Source organism: Streptomyces sp. NPDC001153 (assembly GCF_053598315.1).
The window spans coordinates 44,530-66,863 of record NZ_JBSFJZ010000044.1 but is presented as its reverse complement, the minus strand read 5'-3'; the positions used below and the strand labels follow the sequence as shown (position 1 = coordinate 66,863).

The window sequence follows — 22,334 nt, the reverse complement described above, 5'->3', positions numbered from 1 at the left end:
CCCGTACCCTGGAGGGGCTATGACTGAGACCCCGCAGCGCCCCCTCCGCGTCCTCGCCGCCATGTCCGGCGGAGTCGACTCCGCCGTCGCCGCCGCGCGCGCCGCGGAAGCCGGCCACGACGTCACCGGCGTCCACCTCGCGCTCTCCGCGAACCCGCAGTCGTTCCGGACCGGCGCGCGGGGCTGTTGCACCATCGAGGACTCGCGTGACGCCCGCCGCGCGGCCGACGTCATCGGCATCCCCTTCTACGTCTGGGACCTCGCCGACCGCTTCCGCGAGGACGTGGTCGAGGACTTCGTCGCCGAGTACGAGGCCGGCCGCACCCCCAACCCGTGCCTGCGCTGCAACGAGAAGATCAAGTTCGCCGCGCTGCTCGACAAGGCGCTGGCGCTGGGCTTCGACGCGGTGTGCACCGGCCACTACGCCAAGGTGATCGTGCGCGAGGACGGCTCCCGCGAACTGCACCGCGCCTCCGACATGGCGAAGGACCAGTCGTACGTCCTCGGTGTGCTGGACGAGAAGCAGCTCGCCCACGCGATGTTCCCGCTCGGCGACACGGTCACCACCAAGGAGGAGATCCGCGCCGAGGCCGAGCGCCGCGGTCTCGCGGTCGCCAAGAAGCCCGACTCGCACGACATCTGTTTCATCGCCGACGGCGACACCCAGGGCTTCCTGGCCCAGCGGCTGGGCAGGGCGGAGGGCGACATCGTCGACGAGTCCGGCACCAGGCTGGGCACGCACGAGGGCGCGTACGGCTTCACCATCGGCCAGCGCAAGGGCCTCAGGATCGGCACGCCCGCCCCCGACGGCAAGCCCCGCTACGTCCTCGACATCTCGCCGGTCACCAACACGGTCACCGTCGGCCCCGCCGCCGCCCTGGACGTCACCGCCCTCACCGCGATCAAGCCCCGCTGGTGCGGCACCGCCCCCACCGGCCCCGGCAGCTACACCGCCCAGCTGCGCGCCCACGGCGGCGAGACCGAGGTCGTCGCCGAGCCGGTCGACGGCGAGCTGCGCGTGCGCTTCACCGAACCGGTCCGCGGCGTCGCCCCCGGCCAGGCGATCGTCCTGTACGACGGCACGCGCGTGGTCGGTTCGGCGACGATCGCGTCGACCACGCGCGCGACGGCCGCAGCGGTGTAGGCACCCCTAGCCGGCCACGAACTCCGCGAGCACCGGTCCCAGCACCTCCGGCTCCACCATGTGGGTCTGCCCCGGAAGCACCCGGTACGTGCCCCGGGGCACCGCTTCCGCAACGGCTTGGCCCGCCCTGTGCATCCACTCCGGGCTGGCGCCGCCCGTGACCGCCAGCACGGGCACGGAGATCGCGGCGAGCCGGTCGCGGGGGAGCAGACCGTCACCCATGACCGTGTCGTCGTAGGCGAGACTCGGCGCGACGGCCTCCATGCCGGCCCACATCGGCGACTGGCGGGCGCGCTGGATCATCCCCTCGGCCAGACCCGTCAGCCGCAGGAACAGCTCCACCGCGTCCCCGCGCCGGTCCTCGGAGAGCGCCTTGTTCAGCTGCTCCTTGTACGTGGCCTCCCGCTCGGCGCCCCCCTGCAGGAAGTCGGCGTACGGCACCTCGTACACGGCGGCCCGGCCGACCGGCAGCCCGCTCGCCACCGCCTCGAGCACCAGCGCGCCGCCCGAGGAGACCCCGAACAGCGCCGCCTCGCCTTCCACGGCGTCGATCAGCGCGGCCAGGTCCTCGACCTCGCGCTCGACCGCGTAGGGCTTCGTGTCCCCGCTCTCGCCGCGGCCCCGGCGGTCGTAGACGACGGCCGTGCAGTGGCCCGCGATGCGCTGCGCCAGGGGCGCAAGGGTGCCACCGGTGGACATCGCGCCGCTCACCAGGACCACCGTCGGCCCCTGACCGGTCACTTGGTACGCGAGGGTGGTTCCGTCCCGCGAAGTCGTCTTCTTGTCCATGTCGGTGCAGACTGCCGTACCGGCACGGACTCATCGCTCACGACACGTCGACGTCGTAGAAGCAGAAGTGATCCTTGATCTCCGTCACCCCCGGTTTCGGGTCCGGGTACGCCCACACCAGGTCCGGCGCGTCCGGCAGCGACCAGTAGGACGCCGTGCCCTTGAAGGGGCACACGGTGTGCGTGCCGGAGGGGGTCAGCAGGTCGAGGCGTACGTCCTCGGCGGGGATGTAGTACCGCACGGGACAGCCCGTCTCGCGCAGCACGAGCGGTCGGTCGGTCTCCGCGAGCACCTGGTCGCCGTGCACCACGCGCACGTGCTGCTCGCTCTTGTCGATGGTGATCGTGTGTCCTTCGGCCATACAAGGACAGCACCGGCGGCCCCGTGCTTCTTCCCGCCCGGTACCGCCCATGTGGCGGGGCCGTACGGTAGGGGCCATGAACATCTGCGTCTTCCTGTCCGCCGCCGACCTCGACGAGCGTTACACGCGCCCCGCGCGCGAGTTCGCGGAGCTCATCGGCAAGGGCGGTCACACCCTGGTCTGGGGCGGTTCCGACGTCGGTCTGATGAAGGTCGTCGCGGACGGGGTGCACGAGGCGGGCGGCAGGCTGCTGGGCGTGTCCGTGGAGTTCCTCGCCAACAAGGCGCGGCCCGGCGCCGACGAGATGGTCATCGCCGCCGACCTCGCCGAACGCAAGAAACTGCTGCTGGAGAACGCCGACGCCGTGGTGATCATGGTGGGCGGCACCGGTACGCTGGACGAGGCCACCGAGATCCTGGAGCTGAAGAAGCACGGCCGCACCGGCAAGCCGGTCGTCCTGCTGAACACCGCGGGCTTCTACGACGGCCTCAAGCAGCAGTTCCGCCGGATGGAGGAGGAGGGCTTCCTGCCCCGTCCGCTGTCCGAGCTGGTGTTCTTCGCCGAGGAGCCGGTCGGTGCGCTGGCGTACCTGGAGGAGCAGCTCGGCGTGCACTGATGCGAGCATGGCGGGCATGGCTACTCATGTGATCACCGGGGCCGGTTCCGGCATCGGCGCGGCCGTCGCCCGCCGTCTGCACGCGCGCGGGGACGAACTGTGGCTGCACGCGCGCGACGCGGGCCGCGCGAAGGAACTGGCGGCCGAGTTCCCCGGCGCCCGGACCCTGGTCGGTGACCTGGCCGACCCGGAGCGGCTCTCCTGGGCCTTCTCGCACCAGACCCTCCCGGACCGGGTGCACTCCTTGTTGCACATCGCGGGCGTCGTCGACCTGGGCGAGGTCGGCGACCTGACCCCCAAGTCCTGGCGTCACCAGCTCAACGTCAACCTGATGGCCCCCGCCGAGCTGACCCGGCACTTCCTGCCCCAGCTGCGCGCGGCCCACGGCCATGTGATCTTCGTCAACTCCGGCGCCGGCCTGAGCGCCCACGCCGGCTGGTCCGCGTACGCCGCCTCCAAGCACGGCCTGAAGGCCCTCGCCGACTCCCTGCGCCACGAGGAGCACGCGAACGGCGTCCGGGTCACCTCGGTCTACCCCGGCCGCACGGCCAGCCCCATGCAGGCCAAGGTCCACCAGCAGGAGGGCAAGGAGTACGACGCGTCGAGGTGGATCGACCCCGAGTCGGTCGCCACGACGATCCTCATGGCCCTGGACCTGCCCGGGGACGCGGAGGTCAACGACCTGACCGTGCGGCCGGGGCGGTGAGCGCGACCAGCGGCGCCGAGGTCCGGGACCGGCCGGCGAGGGCCTGGTCCCGGACGGAGGGCGTGCTGATCCTGGGCGGCCCGGACCTGGGCACGCCGCTCGCCGAACGCCCGGTGGCGGGGGAGGTCCTCGCCCCGCAGGAGCTGACGGAACTGCGCGCGCTGACCACCACGGGCGAGTTCACGGGCGACATCTGTCGCCGCCCCGGCAGCCCCACGATCGCCCTCCTCGACGCCGCCGGCGAGTTCATCGGCGCGGGCAGCCTCCACGGCGGCCAGGACATCTCCTGGGAACGCGCCCGCTTCCGCAACAACCTCACGGTGGCCGACCCTGACGCTCTGCTCGCCTTTGCGGAGCGGCACCGCACACCGAGACGCTGACCCGCCCGCCTCCCAGCCGACCGGGTCGGGTGGTGGGTGGACGGCACCCGGGGTCCAGGGGCCGAGCCCCCCGGTGTTCGGCATACCCTGCCGGGGTGAGTGAGAACAGCCAGTTCAGGTTCCCGGGGGCCACCGGAATCGGGTCCATGCCCGGCGGGGACGCCAGGGAAGCGGCCAAGACCGTCACCGGCAGCTTCGAGGACTTCCCCTTCCTGCCCGAGCTGCCCGCGCGCGGCCCCGGCGCCGACATGATCGGCCGTACCGCCGGGATGCTCGTCGAGCTGTATGCACGCGTGGAGCCCAGCGGCTGGCGCATCGGGGACCGGCCGGGCCGGGACACCAAGCGGGCGTGGTCCTGGCTGGGGGAGGACCTGGACGCCCTGGAGGAGTTCACCCAGGGTTACGAGGGCGATCTGAAGGTGCAGGCGGTCGGGCCGTGGACGCTCGCCGCCGCGCTCGAGCTGAGGAACGGCGAGGCCGCCCTCTCCGACCCCGGCGCCTGCCGCGACCTGGCCGCCTCCCTCGCCGAGGGTCTGCGGCTGCACCTGGCCGAGGTACGCCGCCGGATCCCGGGCGCCCGGCTCCTGCTGCAGCTCGACGAGCCCTCCCTCACCGCCGTCCTGCGCGGACAGGTCCGCACCGCCAGCGGCTACCGCAGCCACCGGGCCGTGGACCGGCAGATCGTGGAGGCCACCCTGCGCGACGTGATCGGGGCCCACGGCGGCGGGCCCGTGATCGTCCACTCCTGCGCTCCCGACGTGCCCCTCGCCCTGCTGCGGCGGGCCGGCGCGGCGGGTGTCTCCCTCGACTTCTCGCTGCTCACCGAACGTGACGACGACGCGATCGGCGAGGCCGTCGAGGCCGGTACGCGGCTGTTCGCCGGTGTCGTGCCGGGCACGGACGGCCCATTGTCAGACCCTGCCGGTAGCGTCATGGGTGTCAGGACGCTGTGGCGCAGGCTGGGGCTGCATCCGGGGCTGCTCACGGAGGCGGTCACGGTCACCCCGGCGTGCGGTCTGGCGGGCGCTTCCCCCGTCTACGCACGCCAGGCGCTCGCCCACTGCGTCCGGGCGGCGAGATCTCTCGCGGACAACCCAGAGTAACGGGAGGACAACACGGTGGCCGGCGACAAGCAGCAGGCGGAGACGGCAGTGCCCGCCGAGGCACGTGACAAGCACGCGCAGCTCGCTGAACAGATCGAGGAGCACCGCTTCCGGTACTACGTGAAGGACGCTCCCGTCATCAGCGACGCCGAGTTCGACAGGCTCCTGAAGACTCTGGAGGCCCTGGAGGAGCAGTATCCGGAGCTGCGCACGCCCGACTCGCCGACCCAGAAGGTCGCGGGGTCGTACGAGACGGAGTTCACCGCGGTCGAGCACCGCCAGCGGATGCTGTCCCTCGACAACACCTTCAACGACGACGAGCTGGCCGCCTGGGCCGAGCGCATCGCGCGCGAACTCGGCGACCAGGAATACCACTTCCTGTGCGAGCTGAAGGTGGACGGCCTCGCCGTCAACCTCACGTACGAGAACGGCCGGCTCACCCGCGCGGCCACCCGCGGCGACGGCCGCACCGGCGAGGACATCACACCCAACGTCCGCACGATCGCGGAGATCCCGGACCGGCTGAAGGGCGACAAGGTCCCCGGCCTGGTGGAGATCCGCGGCGAGGTCTACTTCCCGATGGAGAAGTTCCTCGAGCTGAACGAACGCCTGGTCGCCGCCGGTGACAAACCGTTCGCCAACCCCCGCAACGCCGCCGCCGGTTCGCTGCGCCAGAAGGACCCGCGCGTCACCGCCACCCGCCCGCTGCACATGGTCGTCCACGGCATCGGCGCCCTGGAGGGCTTCACGGGCCTGACCCGCCTCTCCCAGGCCTACGACCTGCTGAAGACCTGGGGCCTGCCCACCTCCCGGCACAACCGCGTGGTCGACGACCTCGACGGCGTACGCGAGTTCATCGCCCACTACGGCGAGAACCGCCACTCCGTGGAGCACGAGATCGACGGTGTCGTGGTCAAGCTGGACGAGATCCGCCTCCAGGGCCGCCTCGGCTCCACCGCCCGGGCGCCGCGCTGGGCGATCGCGTACAAGTACGCGCCGGAGGAGGTCAACACCAAGCTCGTCGACATCAAGGTGGGCGTCGGCCGCACCGGCCGGGTCACGCCGTACGCCCAGGTCGAGCCGGTCACGGTCGCGGGCAGCGAGGTCGAGTTCGCCACCCTGCACAACCAGGAGGTGGTCAAGGCCAAGGGCGTCCTCATCGGTGACACGGTCGTCATCCGCAAGGCCGGTGACGTCATCCCGGAGATCCTCGGCCCGGTGGTCGACCTCAGGGACGGCAGCGAGCGGGAGTTCGTGATGCCGGGCGAGTGCCCCGAGTGCGGCACCCCGCTCCGGCCCATGAAGGAGGGCGACATCGACCTCCGCTGCCCCAACGGCCGTACCTGCCCGGCCCAGTTGCGCGAGCGTGTCTCCTATCTCGCCGGCCGCGAGTGCCTGGACATCGAGCACTTCGGCGGGGTGGCCGCCGCCGCGCTCACCCGCCCGCTGGAACCGGCCGACCCGCCGCTGGTGGACGAGGGCGACCTGTTCGACCTGACGGTGGAGAAGCTGCTGCCCATCAAGGCCTATGTCCTCGACCCCGACAGCGGTCTGCCCAAGCGGGACCCCAAGACGGGCGAGGAGAAGGTCGTCACGGTCTTCGCCAACCAGAAGGGCGAGCCGAAGAAGAACACCCTCGCGCTGCTGGAGAACATCGAGGCGGCCAAGTCCCGGCCGCTCGCGCGCTTCCTGAACGGGCTGTCCATCCGGCATGTCGGGCCGGTCGCCGCGCAGGCCCTCGCCCGCGAGTTCCGCTCCATCGACCGCATCGAACAGGCCACCGAGGAAGAGCTCGCGTCCACCGACGGTGTCGGCCCGATCATCGCCGCCGCGCTCAAGGAGTGGTTCGCCGAGGACTGGCACCGCGAGATCGTCCGCAAGTGGAAGACCGCTGGAGTCCCGCTGGAGGACGCCTCGACCGGCCAGGACGAGGGCCCGCGCCCGCTGGAGGGGCTCACGGTCGTCGTCACCGGCACGCTGGAGAACTTCACCCGCGACGGCGCGAAGGAGGCACTGCAGACCCGGGGCGCGAAGGTGACCGGATCGGTGTCGAAGAAGACCTCGTTCGTCGTCGTGGGTGACAACCCGGGATCGAAGTACGACAAGGCCATGCAATTGAAGGTTCCTGTCCTGAACGAGGACGGTTTCGGTGTCCTCTTGGAGCAGGGCCCCGAAGCCGCGGCCGAAGTCGCGCTTCCGACCGAGTAGTAGCGGTTGAAGACCACCCGATCGGCGCATATCAGTTGCATACGGGTGGCCCGGGCGCATTCGGGCAACCGTCGACGACCGGTGCCCGTGGAAGCCTTCCGCGGCCTACTGTTGAGATGTGCACCTGCCGTGCCCGGCTGCGGTTGGGGCATCCCCGTGCGTTTCCGGCGTGCGAGGAAGGTTTCTTCAACGCGGAGCCGCTGATGGCTGTCGGACATCGGGCCGCGTGGCGTGGGCACCGCCGGCTGTGAGAGGGACGGGAATGGAACCGACCGAGAGCGTCGCCCCGGACTCACGGCTGCGTCTGCGCCGGCGCGCGTGCACCTGGCGGGCGGCCCGGTGGACGGGGCGGGGTCATGGGCGTACGGGCGGCCGGGCCGGCGCGGCCGGACCGGGCACCGCCGCCGGCGCCCACCCGCCCATACCCGTGGCCATCGAGCCCGCCCCCGGCCTGGCCGGCGCCGGCGCCGACCCCGAACGGCACCGCACCTGGCCCACCTTGCCCGCGGCCGTCGTGGCCGCCGCCGCGCTCGTCCTGGGCGCCGGTTTCTACCGTGCCTTCACCGGCCATCACGCCCTCTTCCCGAGCGGCACCGTGGGCTGGTCGCTCGCCCTGCTCACCGGTGTCATCGTCGGCCACCTCGTCATGCTGGGCCGCGCCCGCTGGTGGGGCGGCACCGGCTCCGGCGCCGCGCTCACCCTCGCCGTCCTGCTGCTCTACGGCTGGGTGCCGGCGGGCATGGTCAGCCTCACCGTCGTCGTCCTGGTCGGCATCGCCCGGCGCCACCGCGGCCGGCAGGGCGTGCTGCACGGCGCGGTGGACATCCTCGGCATCGGCGCCGGCGCGCTGCTGCTCGGCGCGTTCGGCCGCGTCCCGAGCGTCGAGACGCCCTGGCGGCCCGACAGCTGGAGCTTCACCGCCGCGCCCGAGGTGGTCCTCGCCGCCGTCGCCTACCTCGCGGTCAGCCGCGGCCTGCAGTGGTACCTGTACGTCCCGCGCGGCGGCAAGGTGCCCACCGTGGCCCGTACCGCCCTGGTGAGACAGGGCCTGCTCGCCGTCGCGCTGCTCGGCATCGCGCCACTGCTGTGCGTCGTCGCCGACGCGGAGCCGATCCTGCTCCCGCTGTTCGCCATCCCGCTCATCGCCCTCGACTCCACCCTGTGGATGGCACGCGCGCGTGCCGAGGAGCAGCTGCGCGACCCGCTGACCGGCCTGCCCAACCGGCAGTGGCTGCTGGAGCGGATCTGGACGGCCCTCGACGACGCCGAACGCATCGGCGCCCGTTCCGCCCTCATGCTGATCGACCTGGACCGTTTCCGGTCGGTGAACGACACGCTCGGTCATCTCGCGGGTGACCGGCTGCTGCTCCAGATCGCCGACCGGCTGCGGCTCGCCCTGCCGCGCGGAGCGGAGGCCGCGCGGCTCGGCGGCGACGAGTTCGCCGTGTTACTTCCCGTCGCCGACTCCACGACCTCGGCCACCCGCGTCGCCCGAGGCCTCGTCGCCGCGCTCAGCTCCCCGCTGGACCTCGACGGGCTCACCCTCGTCCTGGAGGCCAGCGCCGGCGTCGCCGTCTTCCCCGATCACGCCCTGGACGCCGAAGGACTGCTGCGGCGCGCCGATGTGGCGATGTACCAGGCGAAAAGGGACCGTACGGGCGTCGAGGTGTACGAGTCCAAGCGGGACTCCAACACCCCGGACCGGCTCGGCCTGCTGGGTGATCTGCGCCGGGCGCTGGACGCCCACGAGGTGCAGCTGCACTACCAGCCCAAGGTCCGCTTCGACGGTCAGGTCGCCGGCCTGGAGGCGCTGGTGCGCTGGGTGCACCCCGAGCGCGGGAAGGTTCCTCCGGACGAGTTCATAGCGATCGCCGAGTCCTCCGGGCTGATGCCCCATCTGACCGAATATGTCCTGGAGACGGCGCTCGGGCAGGTCGCCAAGTGGCGCGCGCAGGGCCTGCGGGTGCCGGTCGCGGTCAACGTCTCCCCGCGCGACGTCCACACGCCCGGTTTCGCGGGCTCGGTCGCCGCGCGGCTGGCCCGGCACGGGGTCCCTCCGGGGGCGCTGCAGCTGGAGATCACCGAGCATGTGCTGCTGGAGGACCCGCAGCGGGCCGCGGACACCCTCGCGGGTCTGACCGGGCACGGCGTGAAGATGTCGCTGGACGACTTCGGCACCGGGTATTCGTCCCTGGTGCATCTGCGGCGGCTGCCGGTGAGCGAGCTGAAGATCGACCGGTCGTTCGTGGCACGGCTGGCCGTCGACACCGAGGACGCGGAGATCGTGCGCTGCACGGTCGATCTCGCGCATTCCCTGGGGCTGCTCGTCGTCGCCGAGGGGGTCGAGGACGACGAGACGTGGGAGCGGCTGCGGGACCTCGGGTGTGACGCCGTACAGGGGTGGCTCGTCGCCGCGGCGATGCCGCCCGAGGAGGCCACGGCGTGGTTGCTGGCGCGGGGGTCCCGTGGGTGGCAACGGCCTCGCGCGGCGTTGCCTGCCGCCGAGTAGGGGGCGCCCGGCCGCGCCCACGCGGCGGAGCCGCGTATCGACACGGCCTCGTGCCCCATGGGGCGCTCAGCCACCCGTGAAGTGGCTGATCAGCAGCTTCTCGTGCGCCTCCTCCGGCAGCCGCCCGCTCCTCATCAGCGTCGCCAGCCCGTGGTGGCGAACGCATGTCCACCAGGTGGGTGAAGATCGCGTCGTAGAGGGCCGGCCGGCGCCGCGCGAAGGACGTGTACGTCTCCGCCACCGCCATCAGCGCCTCCCGCGTGCCCGGTGCCGCCGTCCGCGCCTCCCGCAGCTCCGCCGCCAGGTCGGCGCAGCTCTGCACCGCGACCGCCGCCATGATCGCGTCCTTGCCCTTGAAGTGGCTGTAGAGGACCGGCCGGCTGTACTCGATCCCGGCGGCCGGCCGGCGTGTGGTCACCGTCCACCAGCCTCACTGGGGCCCGGCCGCGGCCGGCTACGGCGTCGCCGCCGACCCCCGGGGCGACGCGGCGCCTACCTGTCGATCAAGGGCCTCGGGGACGGCGCCTTCGGGCTGCTGGGCCTGGTCCTGCCGGCCGCCGCCGGTGCCCGCGCCGAGGCGTGGTTCATGGTCTGCGTGGCACTCGTCCCGTTCGTCGACACCCTGATGGTCCTGCGCCGTGGCGGGAAGAAGGCGGTCGCGTTCGGCATCCACTTCGCCACCGCGATCGTCCTACTGATCGGCGCCGGACTGCTTTTCGCGGTCTGACCACAACACAAGGGAACGCATCATGTCGCTGTTCGTGCCCAAGTTCGACGATTCCGTGATCGTGCGCGGCGCCGAGGCCGAGGTGGTCGGGGGTGCACCCGTCGGCGTCCAGCTGCTGGCCGACCAGAGTGCGACCGGAGGGGCGCTGTCCACCGTGCGCGTCACCCTGGCCGAGGGCGCCGACGGCGCGCGGCCCCACCTCCACCACAGCGGGGCGGAGATGTTCTACCTGCTCGACGGGTGTGCCGAGATCCTCTCCGGTGACGACATCGTGACCGCGGAGCGCGGTGACCTCGTCATCGTCCCGCCGGAGAAGCCGCACGCCTTCGCCGCCGTCCCGGAGGCCCCGGCGGACATCCTCATCGTCTTCGCCCCGGGCATCGAGCGCTTCGAGTACTTCCGCCACCTGCAGCGCATCCGCCTCGGCGAGGCCACCCCGGAGAGCATCCTCGAGGTGCAGGACCGGTACGACAACCACTTCCTCAAGAGCGAGGTCTGGGAGGGCCGCCGGGGCTGACGCGCCGGCGGCCGGGGAAACCGTTTCACGGCCACCCGGCCCCGCCCCATAGGATTGGGACTCAAACCACACACACTCACCCCAGAGGATCGCTGCATGCCTGGCATCACGCGCGAGGAGGTCGCCCACCTCGCCCGGCTGGCGCGTCTGGAGCTGAAGCCCGAAGAACTCGACCACTTCGCGGGACAGCTGGACGACATCATCGGCGCGGTCGCCCGCGTCAGTGAGGTCGCCGACCAAGACGTACCGCCGACCTCGCACCCGCTCCCGCTGACGAACGTCATGCGGGCGGACGAGGTCCGTCCCTCGCTCACCCCCGAGCAGGCGCTCTCCGGCGCCCCGGCCCAGGAGCAGCAGCGTTTCAAGGTGCCGCAGATCCTGGGGGAGGAGTGACCGCCATGACGGACAACAACATCATCAAGCTCACCGCCGCGCAGATCGCCGAGAAGATCGCCTCCGGCGAGCTCACGGCCGTCGAGGTCACCGAGGCCCACCTCGCCCGGATCGAGGCCGTCGACGAGAAGGTGCACGCCTTCCTGCACATCGACCGCGAGGGCGCCCTCGCCCAGGCCCGTGCCGTGGACGAGAAGCGGGCCCGCGGCGAGAAGCTCGGCCCGCTGGCCGGTGTCCCGCTCGCGCTCAAGGACATCTTCACCACCGAGGGCGTGCCCACGACCGTCGGCTCGAAGATCCTCGAGGGCTGGATCCCGCCGTACGACGCGACGCTCACCAAGCGGCTGAAGGCCGCCGACGTCGTCATCCTCGGCAAGACCAACATGGACGAGTTCGCCATGGGGTCCTCGACGGAGAACAGCGCCTACGGGCCGACCGGCAACCCCTGGGACCTCACCAAGATCCCCGGCGGTTCCGGCGGCGGTTCCTCCGCCGCGCTGGCCTCCTTCCAGGCGCCGCTCGCCATCGGCACCGACACCGGCGGCTCCATCCGCCAGCCGGCCGCCGTCACCGGCACGGTCGGCGTGAAGCCGACGTACGGCGCGGTCTCCCGCTTCGGCATGGTCGCCTTCTCGTCCTCCCTCGACCAGGGCGGCCCCTGCGCCCGTACGGTCCTGGACGCGGCCCTCCTGCACGAGGTCATCGCCGGGCACGACCCGATGGACTCCACCTCCATCGACGCCCCCGTCCCGCCCGTGGTCGAGGCCGCGAGGAACGGCTCCGTGCAGGGCATGCGCGTCGGCGTGGTCAAGCAGTTCCGCGGCGAGGGCTACCAGGCCGGTGTCATCCAGCGCTTCGACGAGTCCGTCGAGCTGCTGAAGGAGCTGGGCGCCGAGATCGTCGAGCTGGACTGCCCGTCCTTCGACCTCGCCCTGTCGGCGTACTACCTGATCGCGCCGTCCGAGTGCTCCTCCAACCTCGCCCGCTTCGACGGCCTGCGCTACGGCCTGCGGACCGGCGACGACGGCGGCCACTCGGCCGAGGAGGTCACCTCCCTCACCCGCGAGGCCGGCTTCGGTCCCGAGGTGAAGCGCCGCATCATGCTCGGCACGTACGCGCTGTCGAGTGGCTACTACGACGCCTACTACGGCTCCGCCCAGAAGGTGCGCACGCTCATCACGCGCGACTTCGAGAAGGCCTTCGAGCAGGTCGACGTCATCGTCTCGCCGACGACGCCGACCACCGCCTTCGCGATCGGCGAGCGCGCCGACGACCCGATGGCGATGTATCTCGCGGACCTGTGCACCATCCCGACCAACCTGGCGGGCAACGCGGCCATGTCCCTGCCCTGCGGCCTCGCCCCGGAGGACAACCTCCCGGTGGGCCTGCAGATCATCGCGCCCGCGATGAAGGACGACCGCCTGTACAAGGTGGGCGCCGCCGTCGAGGCCGCCTTCGTGGAAAAGTGGGGTCACCCGCTGCTGGAGGAGGCTCCGTCGCTGTGAGCAAGCTGTCCAAGGCCAAGGACTTCAAGAAGTCCAAGTCCGGTACGTACCTGTCGATGGCCACCACCGCGTTCGGCGCGTTCGGTGTCGCCAAGCAGATCAAGAAGGCCCGCGCCGAGCACGACACGCTGCGGCTGGTCGACGCCACGGTCTCCGCCGTGGCCATCGTGACCGGCCTCGCGATCCTCTACCGCGAGCTGAAGCGGCTGGGCGACGACGACGTCCTGCTGGGCTGAGAGGGAAGTTTTCACCGTGACCACCACGACCGACCTGGTGTCGTACGAGGACGCGCTGGCGTCGTACGACCCCGTCATGGGCCTCGAGGTCCATGTCGAACTCGGCACCAAGACCAAGATGTTCTGCGGCTGTTCGACGGCGCTCGGCGCCGAGCCGAACACCCAGACCTGCCCCGTCTGCCTCGGCCTGCCCGGCGCGCTCCCGGTCATGAACGCGACCGGCGTCGAGTCGGCGATCAAGATCGGTCTCGCGCTGAACTGCGAGATCGCCGAGTGGTGCCGCTTCGCCCGGAAGAACTACTTCTATCCGGACATGCCGAAGAACTTCCAGACCTCCCAGTACGACGAGCCGATCGCCTTCAACGGCTACCTCGACGTGCAGCTGGAGGACGGCGAGACCTTCCGCGTGGAGATCGAGCGCGCCCACATGGAGGAGGACACCGGCAAGTCCACCCACGTGGGTGGCGCGACCGGCCGGATCCACGGCGCGCAGCACTCGCTGCTGGACTACAACCGCGCCGGCATCCCGCTCATCGAGATCGTCACCAAGCCGATCGTGGGCGCCGGCGAGCGCGCTCCCGAGGTGGCGAAGGCGTACGTCCGTGAGCTGCGCGAGGTCATCCGTGCCCTCGGCGTGTCCGAGGCCCGCATGGAGATGGGCCAGATGCGCTGCGACGTCAACCTGTCGCTGATGCCCAAGGGCGCCGACAAGTTCGGCACCCGCAGCGAGACCAAGAACGTCAACTCGCTGCGTTCGGTGGAGCGCGCGGTCCGCTTCGAGGTCATGCGCCACGCCGCCGTGCTGAACGACGGCGGCAAGGTCGTCCAGGAGACCCGCCACTTCCACGAGGACACCGGCTCCACCACCTCCGGCCGTACCAAGGAGGAGGCCGAGGACTACCGGTACTTCCCGGAGCCCGACCTGGTGCCCGTCGCGCCCTCGCGCGAGTGGGTCGAGGAGATCCGCGCGGCGCTGCCCGAGCTGCCGCTGGCCCGCCGCACCCGGCTGCTCGCCGAGTGGGGCATCTCCGCCACCGACATGCAGGCGATCACCAACGCCGGTGCGCTGGACCTGATCGTCGCCACGATCGACGCCGGTGCCGACGCCGCCTCCGCCCGCAAGTGGTGGATGGGTGAACTGGCGCGCAGCGCCAACGAGTCCGGCAAGGCGCTGGACGAACTGGCGATCACGCCCGCGCAGGTGGCCCGGGTCACCGAGCTGGTCGCGAAGGGTGACCTGAACGACAAGCTGGCCCGTCAGGTCATCGAGGGCGTCCTCGCGGGCGAGGGCACCCCGGACGAGGTCGTCGACAAGCGCGGCCTGAAGGTCGTCTCCGACGAGGGCGCGCTGACCGCCGCCGTCGACGAGGCCATCGCCGGCAACCCGGGCGTCGCGGACAAGATCCGTGGCGGCAAGGTGGCCGCGGCCGGTGCCCTGGTCGGCGCGGTCATGAAGGCGACCCGGGGTCAGGCCGACGCGGCCCGCGTCAAGGAGCTGATCCTTCAGAAGCTGGGCGTCAGCGAGGACTGAGGGACACCGCGGAACGAATCCCGAGGGGCAGTACACCGAACCAGGTGTACTGCCCCTTGCTCGCTTACGAAAACCTTATGAGGCGACAGAGTTCGCCGGAGTGTCCTGTGATGTCCCTCGCACTCCTGTGAATAAGCTCATGATCACGGCAAACGATCAGTTTCGCCTGCAAGAGTGTCTTGCGATTGCTCATGCGTTCTTTGCGGGCTGTTCAGTCTATGGACGATCGTTCCCGGTCAAAGATCCACAAATCATCCCTGGGAGCACGTCCGTGGCAGACCTCGCCCGTTGGTGTGTCCGGCATCGGCTGATCGCCGTGCTGCTGTGGCTCCTCGCCTTCGGCGGGGTCACCACGGCCGCCGCCGTGGCCGGTTCGTCGTACTCGAACTCCTACGACGTCCCCGGCACCGAGGCGGGCCGCGCCGCGCAGCTGCTCAAGGAGGGCTTCCCGGGCCAGGGCGGGGACAGCGACACCGTCGTCTGGCACACCACCACCGGCACCGTCCGCGCCGCCGGCGTCGAGCGGACCATGACCCGCACCCTCGACCGCATCGCCTCGCTGCCCGGCGTCGCCTCGGTGAGCGGCCCGTACGGCAACCAGGGCGCGCACCGGATCAGCGCCGACGGCCGTACGGCCTACGCCGCCGTCACCTTCACGCAGGAGGCCGAGCACATCGGCAAGGCCGAGGCGCAGGCCGTGGTCAGTACCGCCAAGGCCGCCGAGGGTCACGGGCTCCAGGTGGAACTGGGCGGCAGCGCCATCGGGCTCACCGCGTCCCCGCGCGAGCACACCGCCGAGCTGGTCGGCGTGCTCGTCGCGGCCGTGGTGCTGTTCCTCGCCTTCGGCTCGCTCGCCGCCTCGGCCCTGCCCATCGCCACCGCCCTGGTCGGCGTCGGCACCGCCTACGCGGGCATCGGGCTGCTCGGACACGCCATGACCGTCGCCGACTTCGCGCCCATGCTCGGCATGCTCATCGGCCTCGGCGTCGGCATCGACTACGCGCTGTTCATCGTCACCCGGCACCGGCGCGGGCTGAAACGCGGCCTGAGCGTCACCGAGGCCGCCGTGAACGCCGTGGCCACCACCGGACGCGCCGTCGTCTTCGCGGGTGCGACGGTGTGCATAGCTCTGCTGGGGATGTTCATCCTGCGGCTGAGCTTCCTCAACGGGGTCGCCGTGGCCGCCTCGTTGACGGTCCTGCTCACCGTCGCGGCCTCGGTCACCCTGCTGCCCGCCCTGCTGTCGTACATCGGCCCCCGGGCCCTCAGCCGCCGCGAACGGCGCCGGCTCGCCGAGCACGGGCCGCGCCCGGAGCTGCCCACCGGTCTCGCCGCCCGCTGGTCGGCGCTCGTCGAGCGCCGCCCCAAGCTGCTCGGCTCGCTCGCCCTCGCCGTCATCGCGCTGCTCGCCCTGCCGACGCTCTCCCTCCACCTGGGCACCTCCGACCAGGGCAACGACCCGCGCACCTCCACCACCCGCAAGGCCTACGACCTGCTCGCCGAGGGCTTCGGACCGGGCGTCAACGGGCCGCTCACCCTGGTGGCGCGCGTGGACGGCGCCGCCGACAGGCTCGCCCTGGACAATCTCGACACGACCCTGCGCGCCACCCCGGGCGTCGCCTCCGTCACCCCGGCCACCTACGGCACCGGCGGCGGCACCGCCTACCTCACCGTCGTCCCCGCCTCCGCCCCGCAGTCCCAGGACACCAGCGACCTCGTGGACCGGCTGCGCACCAGGGTGCTGCCGCGGGCGGAGACCGGCACCTCCCTCGACATCCAGGTCGGCGGGGTCACCGCCGGGTACGACGACTTCGCGGGTGTGATCGTCGGCAAACTGCCGCTGTTCGTCGGCGCGGTCATCGGGCTCGGCTGTCTTCTGCTGCTCGTCGCGTTCCGCTCGCTCGGGATCCCGCTGAAGGCCGCGGTGATGAACATCGCCGCCGTGGCCGCCGCGTTCGGCATCGTCGTCGCCGTCTTCCAGTGGGGCTGGGGCAGCGAACTGCTCGGTCTCGGCCGGGCGGGACCCATCGAGCCCTTCCTCCCCGTGATCATGGTGTCCGTCCTCTTCGGCCTCTCCATGGACTACCAGGTCTTCCTGGTCAGCCGGATGTACGAGGAGTGGCTGGAGACCGGCGACAACCGGCGCGCCGTCCGCGTGGGCCTGGCCGAGACCAGCCGGGTCATCAACTCCGCCGCGGTCATCATGATCTCGGTCTTCCTCGCCTTCGTGCTCAGCGGCGACCGCGTGATCGCCATGTTCGGCATCGCGCTCGCCTCCGCCGTCGCCCTGGACGCCTTCGTCCTGCGCACCCTCCTCGTGCCCGCGCTGATGCATCTGCTGGGCGCCGCCAACTGGTGGCTGCCCGCCTGGCTGGAGCGCCGCCTGCCCCGCGTCAGCATCGAGCCGCCCGAGTGCCGTGCCGCGCATGAGAGGCTCGGCAGGGTCTCGGTGGCGGAACTGCGGAAGGAAGAGCAGCGCGATGTACGCGATATCCCTGGGTGACGACGGCGCACAGCTGCGGCCGCTGGAGGTCTGGCACGCCGAGGAACTCCTCGCCGACATCGACCGCGGGCGGGAGTTCATCGGCCGGCACATCGGGCTGGCGGACGTGATCACCGACCTGGACTCCGCCCGCGCCTACCTGAAGTCCTACGCCGACAAGCGCGGCGCCGACGCCGGCAGCCTGCACGGCATCTGGCTGGACGGCACGCTGGTCGGCGGCCTGCTGTTCCGGGTGTGGGACACCCCGAGCGGGGTCTGCGAGGCCGGCTGCTGGCTGGAGCCCGCGGCGGCCGGGCGCGGGCTGGTCACGCGGGGCATGCGGGTGCTGCTGGAGTGGGCCTTCGAGGAGCGCGGCATGCACCGCGTGGAGTGGTACGCCTCCTCGGCCAACGCGCCCAGCATCAACGTGGCCCGCCGGCTCGGCATGACCCGCGAGGGCGTGCTCCGCGAGAACTACCCGCACCGGGGCGTGCGCACCAGTACCGAGATCTGGTCGGTGCTCGCCCACGAATGGCGCGCGGCACGCGCGCGTGGCACGCACGACGATCACTGACGACCGGCGATCATTAAGACGCCTCTCAGACAGCGTCCGTACGGTGCCGGGCATGGCTACGAAGACAGAGGAAGGCGCCGAGGCGCGGAACGACGAGAGGACGGCGGGGGAGGCCGCCACCACTGAGGAGGAATCCGCGCGGGCGGAGGCTGTCGAGGACGGCTCCGGGCAGGCGGGCGCCGTCGATGAGGAGGCCGCCGGCGAGCAGGAACCCGCGGAGGAGAAGGTGCCCTCCGGAGTCGGTCAGGGCGCCGGTGCCGTCGTCTCGGCCGCGCTGGGCCTCGTCTCGCTCAGCGGCGGCTGGATCGGTACCGTCGCGGGCGCCCGTGAGCAGCTCGTCGGTCAGCTGCGGACCCCTTCCACCGCGAGCGTCGCCACCCAGATCAAGGCGGTCTACGGCAACGCCTGGCACAGCACCGCCCTGTGGGCCGGCCTGTTCGCGCTGGCCGCGCTGCTCACCGGCGTCGTCGTGCTCGCCCGGCCCGCCTTCGGTGCTCCCGGCCGCCCGCAGGCGCACTGGATCAAGTCGGTCTCCTGGGCCGGCGTCTCGCTCGGGGCCGTCGGCCTGCTGCTGGCCGTCCTGAAGTACTCCGACGCCCTGCTGGCCCTGCCCTCGGCCGGCTGAGAACCCGCAGGTCCGCAGGGGCCTTAGGGAGTCCGTAAGCACCTCAGGGACTCCCTAAGGCCCCTTACGCGCGCGTGCGGCCCGTACGCCGGGCGAAGATGCGGAACTCTCCCGATGTGGCGCACCCCCCTGGGAGACGAAGGTGGAGGCATCGCAGAACGCGACGCACGACACCGGCTCTCCTCGAAGGACACGTCATGATCGAGTTCGATATCCACAAGATGCGCTCCGCCCAGCTGATCCACGACGCCGAGCAGGTGCGCCTGGCCCGCGAGGCCGCCCGGGCCCGCCGCGCCGCCCGCCGCGAGGCCTCCGCCGGCCACGACGGCGCGGTCGCCGAGTCCCATACCGAGCGGTCGCGCCGGCACCGGACCCCCCGCACGGCGTGACCACCGGGCCGACGGACGGGGCCGGCACGGAGGGTGGCCGTACGGGGGTCGGCCGCCCTCCGGACCTCCCGGACCGGGGTCGTACGACTGCCCATCCCGGTCGTACGACCCTTCCGTCCGGTGCTGCGACTTCTCCGGCCGGCGGTACGACAATCGCACCGGGTCTGTGGAAAACCGCTGCCACGCCATCCGGACCTCATGCGATGCTCGGGCCCGTGGAGACCAGGTCCGTCAGTCCCGTGTTCGTCGGCCGCGCCGACGAGTTGGACACCTTGAACGACGCGCTCGCCCGCGCCCGCGCCGGCGAGCCCCAGGCGCTGCTGCTCGGCGGCGAGGCCGGGGTCGGCAAGACCCGCCTCGTCGAGGAGTTCGCTACGGCCGCCGGCCGCCACGCGGTCGTCGCCGTCGGCGGCTGTGTGGAGATCGGCGCCGACGGGCTGCCGTTCGCGCCCTTCTCCACCGCGCTGCGCGCCCTGCGCGACGCCCTGCCCGCTCAGTTCGCCGCCGCCGCCCAGGGACAGGAGGAGGAACTGGCCCGCCTCCTGCCCGACCTGGGCGAGGCCGGCACCGGCCGCCACGACGAGCAGGGCATGGCCCGCCTGTTCGAACTCACCGCCCGGCTGCTGGAGCGGATCGCCGCCGACCACCCGGTCGTGCTCGTCCTGGAGGACCTGCACTGGGCCGACGCCTCCACCCGCCACCTCCTCGCCTACCTCTTCCGCACCCTGCGCGCAGGCAGGCTCCTCGTCCTCGCCAGCTACCGCTCCGACGACATCCACCGCCGCCACCCGCTGCGCCCCCTGCTCGCCGAGCTCGACCGGCTGCGCACCGTCCGCCGCATCGAACTCGCCCGCTTCACCCGCGAGGAGGTGGGCCGCCAGATCGCCGGCATCCTCGCCGCCGAACCCGCCCCCGCGCAGGTCGACGAGATCTTCGAACGCTCCGACGGCAACGCCTTCTTCGTCGAGGAACTCGCCGTCGCCGCCTGCGACGGCTGCTGCACCGGCCTCACCGACTCCCTGCGCGACCTGCTCCTGGTCCGGGTCGAGGCGCTGCCCGAGAGCGCCCAGCGGGTCGCCCGGATCGTCGCCGAGGGCGGCTCCACCGTGGAGTACCGGCTGATCGCCGCCGTCGCGCAGCTCGGCGAGGACGACCTCATCGAGGCGCTGCGGGCCGCCGTCGGCGCCAACATCCTCACCGTCACCCCGGCCGGCGACGGCTACCGCTTCCGGCACTCCCTGGTCCGCGAGGCCGTCGCCGACGACCTGCTGCCCGGCGAACGCTCCCGGCTCAACCGCCGCTACGCCGAGGCCCTGGAGGCCGGCCCCACGCTCGTCCCCGCCGACGCGCGCGTGATGCGCCTGGCCAGTTACTGGTACCACGCCCACGACGCCGCCAAGGCCCTGCCCGCCGTCCTGGACGCCTCCGTGGTGGCCCGCCGCCGGCACGCCTACACCGAGCAACTCGGGCTCCTGGAGCGGGCGATGGAGCTGTGGGACAGCGCCCCGCAGGAGGTGCGCTCCGCCCTGCGCCCGGTCGACTACACCGAGGTCTACCCTCCGTGCGGCTGCGACCCGGCCACCGCACCGCTGCGCTATCTCGACCTGATGGCCGAGGCGGCGGTCGCGGGCCGCTTCGGCGGGGAACGCGAACGCGCGCTGAAGATCATCAAGCGGGCCCTGCGCCTCCTGGAGGACGAGCCGGACCCCCTGCGCGCCGCCTGGTTCTGGGTGCAGCGCTCCCGGCTCGTCCAGGCCCTGGCCCGCGGCGACGGCTGGCAGGAACTGGCCACCGCCCAGGACCTGGTGCGCGGCCTGCCGCCGTCCGAGGTGCACGCCGAGGTGCTGGCCCTCGCCGCCGGCTGGTCCATGCTGCACCGTCCCGGACCCGAGGCCTTCGCCGCCGCCGAGCGGGCCGTGGAGTACGCGCGCATGGTCGGCGCCCGCGACATCGAACTGCACGCCCGCCTCACCCTCGGCGGCCTCAGGGTGGACGCGGGCGACACCGAGACCGGCCTCGCGGAGATGCGGCAGGTGCTGCGGGACACCCTCGCGGAGGGTGTGCACTATGTCGCGGGCCGCGCCTATGTGAACCTGCCGTCCGAGCTGCAGAGCATCGGCCGTGACCGAGAGGCCGTCCCCCTCCTGCGCGAGGGCATCGACTTCGCCCGCGCCCACGGGCAGATGGACGCCGAGTCATGGATACGGGGCAACCTGTCCGAGGCGCTCTACTCGCTCGGCGACTGGGCGGAGGCCGCCGAGACCGCCGCCCACGCGACCCGGGTCGGCCACAGTGCCAAGCCGCGCGGCCAGGGCGCCCTGCGCCTGGCCCATCTCGCCCTGGCCCGGGGCGACCTCGCCGAGGCGAGCCGCCAACTCGCCGCCGCCCGCGCCCACTACGGCACGCACGACCCCATGCCCCAGCTCTCCCTGCCCCTGGCCCGGGTCGCCCTCGGTGTCGCCGCCGAGGAGGGCCGTATCGCCGACGTCCGCGCCGAACTCCTCCGGGCCCTGGACGGCGGCTTCCCACTCGGCACCCACCGCTACGGCTGGCCGCTGCTGCGGGCCGCCGCCACCGCGGAGGCCGAGGCCCGCACCCTGCCCGCCGCCGGGCCGGGCCGCGCCGAGATCCTCGACCGCCTGGGCAATGCCGTACGCGGTCTCGCCACCGGCGCCCCGCTCTGGCAGGCCTACGACCAGTGGACCCGCGCCGAGCTGCGCCGCGCGGAGGGCGTGGACACCAGCGACGACTGGGCGCAGGTCGTCACCGCCTTCGAGTGCCTGGACCGCCCCTACGAGCTCGCCCGGGTCCGCCACCGCCTCGCCGGAGCCCTCCTGGCCGACGGCGGCGACGACGAACGCGACCGCGCGGTGGAACTGCTCCGGCTGGCCGCCGCCGTCGCCGACCACCTCGACGCCCGGTCTCTCGCCGGCACCGTCGCCCGGCTCGCCCAGCGCGCCCGCCTCACCCTGACCCGCGCGCCCCGGCAGGCCCTCGCCTCCGCCGACCCGGCCGCGGCCCTCGGCCTGACCAGCCGGGAGCGGGACGTCCTGCGCCTGGTCTCGGCCGGCCGCACCAACCGCCAGATCGCCGAGGAGCTGTTCATCTCCCCGAAGACCGCGAGCGTCCACGTCTCCAACATCCTCGGCAAGCTCGGCGTCTCCGGCCGGGGCGAGGCGGCGGCGACGGCTCACCGGCTGGGGCTGTTCCCTGCCGAGACGCTCACTGCCGCAACGGCGGGCCGAGACCTACGCTGAAGAAAAGCCGCAAGGGGGAGAAAGCGGGGGAGGGGCCGTGTTCAACGCCTTCGAGGAACTGTTCGCACCCAGTCGCAAACACACCCGGGACGAACAGAACCGCCTGGAGCTGACCCGCGAGGACGTCGGCGACAACGACCCCGGCCGGGGCCCGATAGACCTGGCCTCCGGAAAGGCGGTCATACGCCTGCCGGAGCCACCGCCGGCCGAGGACGAGTGACGGCGCCGCTCACCGCACCTCCGCCTCCAGCACCCGGTCGTCGCCCTTGCCCGGCCGGCCCC

The 22,334-nt window shown here is 72.2% G+C and carries 20 protein-coding genes and 2 pseudogenes; 19 read left to right on the top strand and 3 right to left on the bottom strand.

Annotation, left to right across the window (positions count from 1 at the left end):
* Positions 1–19 precede the first annotated feature (19 nt).
* The gene (mnmA, locus tag ACWDEN_RS37580; RefSeq protein ID WP_450862404.1) at positions 20–1,144 is read left to right on the top strand and encodes a tRNA 2-thiouridine(34) synthase MnmA; all 1,125 of its coding nucleotides are present in this window, start codon (positions 20–22) and stop codon (positions 1,142–1,144) included.
* Positions 1,145–1,150: 6 nt separating this feature from the next.
* On the opposite strand, the gene ACWDEN_RS37575 is transcribed toward mnmA, so the two are convergent.
* Positions 1,151–1,933, bottom strand: a complete 783-nt coding sequence (locus ACWDEN_RS37575) for an alpha/beta fold hydrolase (protein ID WP_351619461.1) — start codon at positions 1,931–1,933, stop codon at positions 1,151–1,153.
* A gap of 37 nt (positions 1,934–1,970) precedes the next feature.
* Positions 1,971–2,294 carry a DUF427 domain-containing protein gene (locus ACWDEN_RS37570; protein WP_351619458.1) on the bottom strand — a complete coding sequence of 108 codons (324 nt, stop codon included), beginning with the start codon at positions 2,292–2,294 and terminating at the stop codon, positions 1,971–1,973.
* 76 nt (positions 2,295–2,370) lie between these two features.
* On the opposite strand from ACWDEN_RS37570, the gene ACWDEN_RS37565 reads away from it, so the two are divergent.
* From ACWDEN_RS37565 to ACWDEN_RS37540, 6 genes are all read left to right on the top strand, one after another.
* Positions 2,371–2,910 (top strand): LOG family protein, encoded by a 540-nt coding sequence (locus tag ACWDEN_RS37565; protein WP_351619456.1) that lies wholly within the window; start codon positions 2,371–2,373, stop codon positions 2,908–2,910.
* A 7-nt stretch (positions 2,911–2,917) separates the two neighbouring features.
* A complete protein-coding gene (locus tag ACWDEN_RS37560) occupies positions 2,918–3,616 on the top strand; it encodes an SDR family oxidoreductase (RefSeq protein ID WP_351619453.1) in 699 nt (232 codons plus the stop codon).
* Positions 3,613–3,996: a hypothetical protein gene (locus ACWDEN_RS37555; protein ID WP_450862401.1), complete on the top strand. Its 384-nt coding sequence runs from the start codon at positions 3,613–3,615 to the stop codon at positions 3,994–3,996. Before ACWDEN_RS37560 ends, ACWDEN_RS37555 begins: the two co-directional genes overlap by 4 nt.
* 95 nt (positions 3,997–4,091) lie before the next feature.
* Entirely contained in the window at positions 4,092–5,099 is a 1,008-nt protein-coding gene (locus ACWDEN_RS37550) for a methionine synthase (RefSeq protein ID WP_450862399.1), read from the top strand.
* 15 nt (positions 5,100–5,114) lie between these two features.
* Entirely contained in the window at positions 5,115–7,307 is a 2,193-nt protein-coding gene (gene ligA, locus ACWDEN_RS37545; protein WP_450862397.1) for an NAD-dependent DNA ligase LigA, read from the top strand.
* A 262-nt stretch (positions 7,308–7,569) separates the two neighbouring features.
* Positions 7,570–9,816: a putative bifunctional diguanylate cyclase/phosphodiesterase gene (locus ACWDEN_RS37540; RefSeq protein WP_450862395.1), complete on the top strand. Its 2,247-nt coding sequence runs from the start codon at positions 7,570–7,572 to the stop codon at positions 9,814–9,816.
* A 66-nt stretch (positions 9,817–9,882) separates the two neighbouring features.
* Here the strand turns inward: ACWDEN_RS37540 and ACWDEN_RS37535 are convergent.
* Positions 9,883–10,246: pseudogene (locus ACWDEN_RS37535) on the bottom strand (TetR/AcrR family transcriptional regulator); the annotation flags it as partial.
* A gap of 7 nt (positions 10,247–10,253) precedes the next feature.
* On the opposite strand from ACWDEN_RS37535, the pseudogene ACWDEN_RS37530 reads away from it, so the two are divergent.
* The 12 genes and pseudogenes from ACWDEN_RS37530 to ACWDEN_RS37475 form a co-directional block, all read left to right on the top strand.
* Positions 10,254–10,543 (top strand): annotated as a pseudogene (locus ACWDEN_RS37530) (DUF4267 domain-containing protein); the annotation flags it as partial.
* Positions 10,544–10,565: 22 nt separating this feature from the next.
* Positions 10,566–11,060 (top strand): cupin domain-containing protein, encoded by a 495-nt coding sequence (locus ACWDEN_RS37525; RefSeq protein WP_351618761.1) that lies wholly within the window; start codon positions 10,566–10,568, stop codon positions 11,058–11,060.
* Between the two features lie 96 nt (positions 11,061–11,156).
* A complete protein-coding gene (gatC, locus tag ACWDEN_RS37520) occupies positions 11,157–11,453 on the top strand; it encodes an Asp-tRNA(Asn)/Glu-tRNA(Gln) amidotransferase subunit GatC (RefSeq protein ID WP_006130840.1) in 297 nt (98 codons plus the stop codon).
* 5 nt (positions 11,454–11,458) lie between these two features.
* Positions 11,459–12,958, top strand: coding sequence for an Asp-tRNA(Asn)/Glu-tRNA(Gln) amidotransferase subunit GatA (gene gatA, locus ACWDEN_RS37515; protein ID WP_351618765.1), 1,500 nt, complete (start codon positions 11,459–11,461; stop codon positions 12,956–12,958).
* Positions 12,955–13,194 (top strand): hypothetical protein, encoded by a 240-nt coding sequence (locus tag ACWDEN_RS37510; protein ID WP_228625348.1) that lies wholly within the window; start codon positions 12,955–12,957, stop codon positions 13,192–13,194. The genes gatA and ACWDEN_RS37510 overlap by 4 nt, the downstream gene beginning before the upstream one ends.
* Before the next feature lie 16 nt (positions 13,195–13,210).
* Positions 13,211–14,725 (top strand): Asp-tRNA(Asn)/Glu-tRNA(Gln) amidotransferase subunit GatB, encoded by a 1,515-nt coding sequence (gatB, locus tag ACWDEN_RS37505; protein WP_351618768.1) that lies wholly within the window; start codon positions 13,211–13,213, stop codon positions 14,723–14,725.
* Between the two features lie 271 nt (positions 14,726–14,996).
* Positions 14,997–17,228 carry an MMPL family transporter gene (locus tag ACWDEN_RS37500; protein ID WP_351618771.1) on the top strand — a complete coding sequence of 744 codons (2,232 nt, stop codon included), beginning with the start codon at positions 14,997–14,999 and terminating at the stop codon, positions 17,226–17,228.
* On the top strand, positions 17,206–17,781 hold the full coding sequence (locus tag ACWDEN_RS37495; protein WP_450862391.1) for a GNAT family N-acetyltransferase: 576 nt from the start codon (positions 17,206–17,208) through the stop codon (positions 17,779–17,781). Before ACWDEN_RS37500 ends, ACWDEN_RS37495 begins: the two co-directional genes overlap by 23 nt.
* 52 nt (positions 17,782–17,833) lie before the next feature.
* The gene (locus tag ACWDEN_RS37490; RefSeq protein ID WP_351618775.1) at positions 17,834–18,406 is read left to right on the top strand and encodes a hypothetical protein; all 573 of its coding nucleotides are present in this window, start codon (positions 17,834–17,836) and stop codon (positions 18,404–18,406) included.
* A 197-nt stretch (positions 18,407–18,603) separates the two neighbouring features.
* The gene (locus ACWDEN_RS37485) at positions 18,604–18,795 is read left to right on the top strand and encodes a hypothetical protein (protein WP_351618778.1); all 192 of its coding nucleotides are present in this window, start codon (positions 18,604–18,606) and stop codon (positions 18,793–18,795) included.
* Positions 18,796–18,998: 203 nt separating this feature from the next.
* Positions 18,999–22,052, top strand: a complete 3,054-nt coding sequence (locus ACWDEN_RS37480; RefSeq protein ID WP_450862389.1) for a helix-turn-helix transcriptional regulator — start codon at positions 18,999–19,001, stop codon at positions 22,050–22,052.
* 37 nt (positions 22,053–22,089) lie between these two features.
* Entirely contained in the window at positions 22,090–22,272 is a 183-nt protein-coding gene (locus tag ACWDEN_RS37475) for a DUF6191 domain-containing protein (RefSeq protein WP_351618783.1), read from the top strand.
* Positions 22,273–22,334 lie beyond the last annotated feature (62 nt).

Coding starts and splice junctions, on each gene's coding strand:
- ACWDEN_RS37570 (WP_351619458.1), bottom strand. CDS start 2,294: ATGGCCGAAGGACACACGATCACCATCGACAAGAGCGAGCAGCACGTG.
- ACWDEN_RS37565 (WP_351619456.1), top strand. CDS start 2,371: ATGAACATCTGCGTCTTCCTGTCCGCCGCCGACCTCGACGAGCGTTAC.
- ACWDEN_RS37575 (WP_351619461.1), bottom strand. CDS start 1,933: ATGGACAAGAAGACGACTTCGCGGGACGGAACCACCCTCGCGTACCAA.
- ACWDEN_RS37490 (WP_351618775.1), top strand. CDS start 17,834: ATGGCTACGAAGACAGAGGAAGGCGCCGAGGCGCGGAACGACGAGAGG.
- ACWDEN_RS37560 (WP_351619453.1), top strand. CDS start 2,918: ATGGCGGGCATGGCTACTCATGTGATCACCGGGGCCGGTTCCGGCATC.
- ACWDEN_RS37480 (WP_450862389.1), top strand. CDS start 18,999: ATGCTCGGGCCCGTGGAGACCAGGTCCGTCAGTCCCGTGTTCGTCGGC.
- ACWDEN_RS37540 (WP_450862395.1), top strand. CDS start 7,570: ATGGAACCGACCGAGAGCGTCGCCCCGGACTCACGGCTGCGTCTGCGC.
- ACWDEN_RS37495 (WP_450862391.1), top strand. CDS start 17,206: ATGTACGCGATATCCCTGGGTGACGACGGCGCACAGCTGCGGCCGCTG.
- gatA (WP_351618765.1), top strand. CDS start 11,459: ATGACGGACAACAACATCATCAAGCTCACCGCCGCGCAGATCGCCGAG.
- mnmA (WP_450862404.1), top strand. CDS start 20: ATGACTGAGACCCCGCAGCGCCCCCTCCGCGTCCTCGCCGCCATGTCC.
- ACWDEN_RS37485 (WP_351618778.1), top strand. CDS start 18,604: ATGATCGAGTTCGATATCCACAAGATGCGCTCCGCCCAGCTGATCCAC.
- ACWDEN_RS37525 (WP_351618761.1), top strand. CDS start 10,566: ATGTCGCTGTTCGTGCCCAAGTTCGACGATTCCGTGATCGTGCGCGGC.
- gatC (WP_006130840.1), top strand. CDS start 11,157: ATGCCTGGCATCACGCGCGAGGAGGTCGCCCACCTCGCCCGGCTGGCG.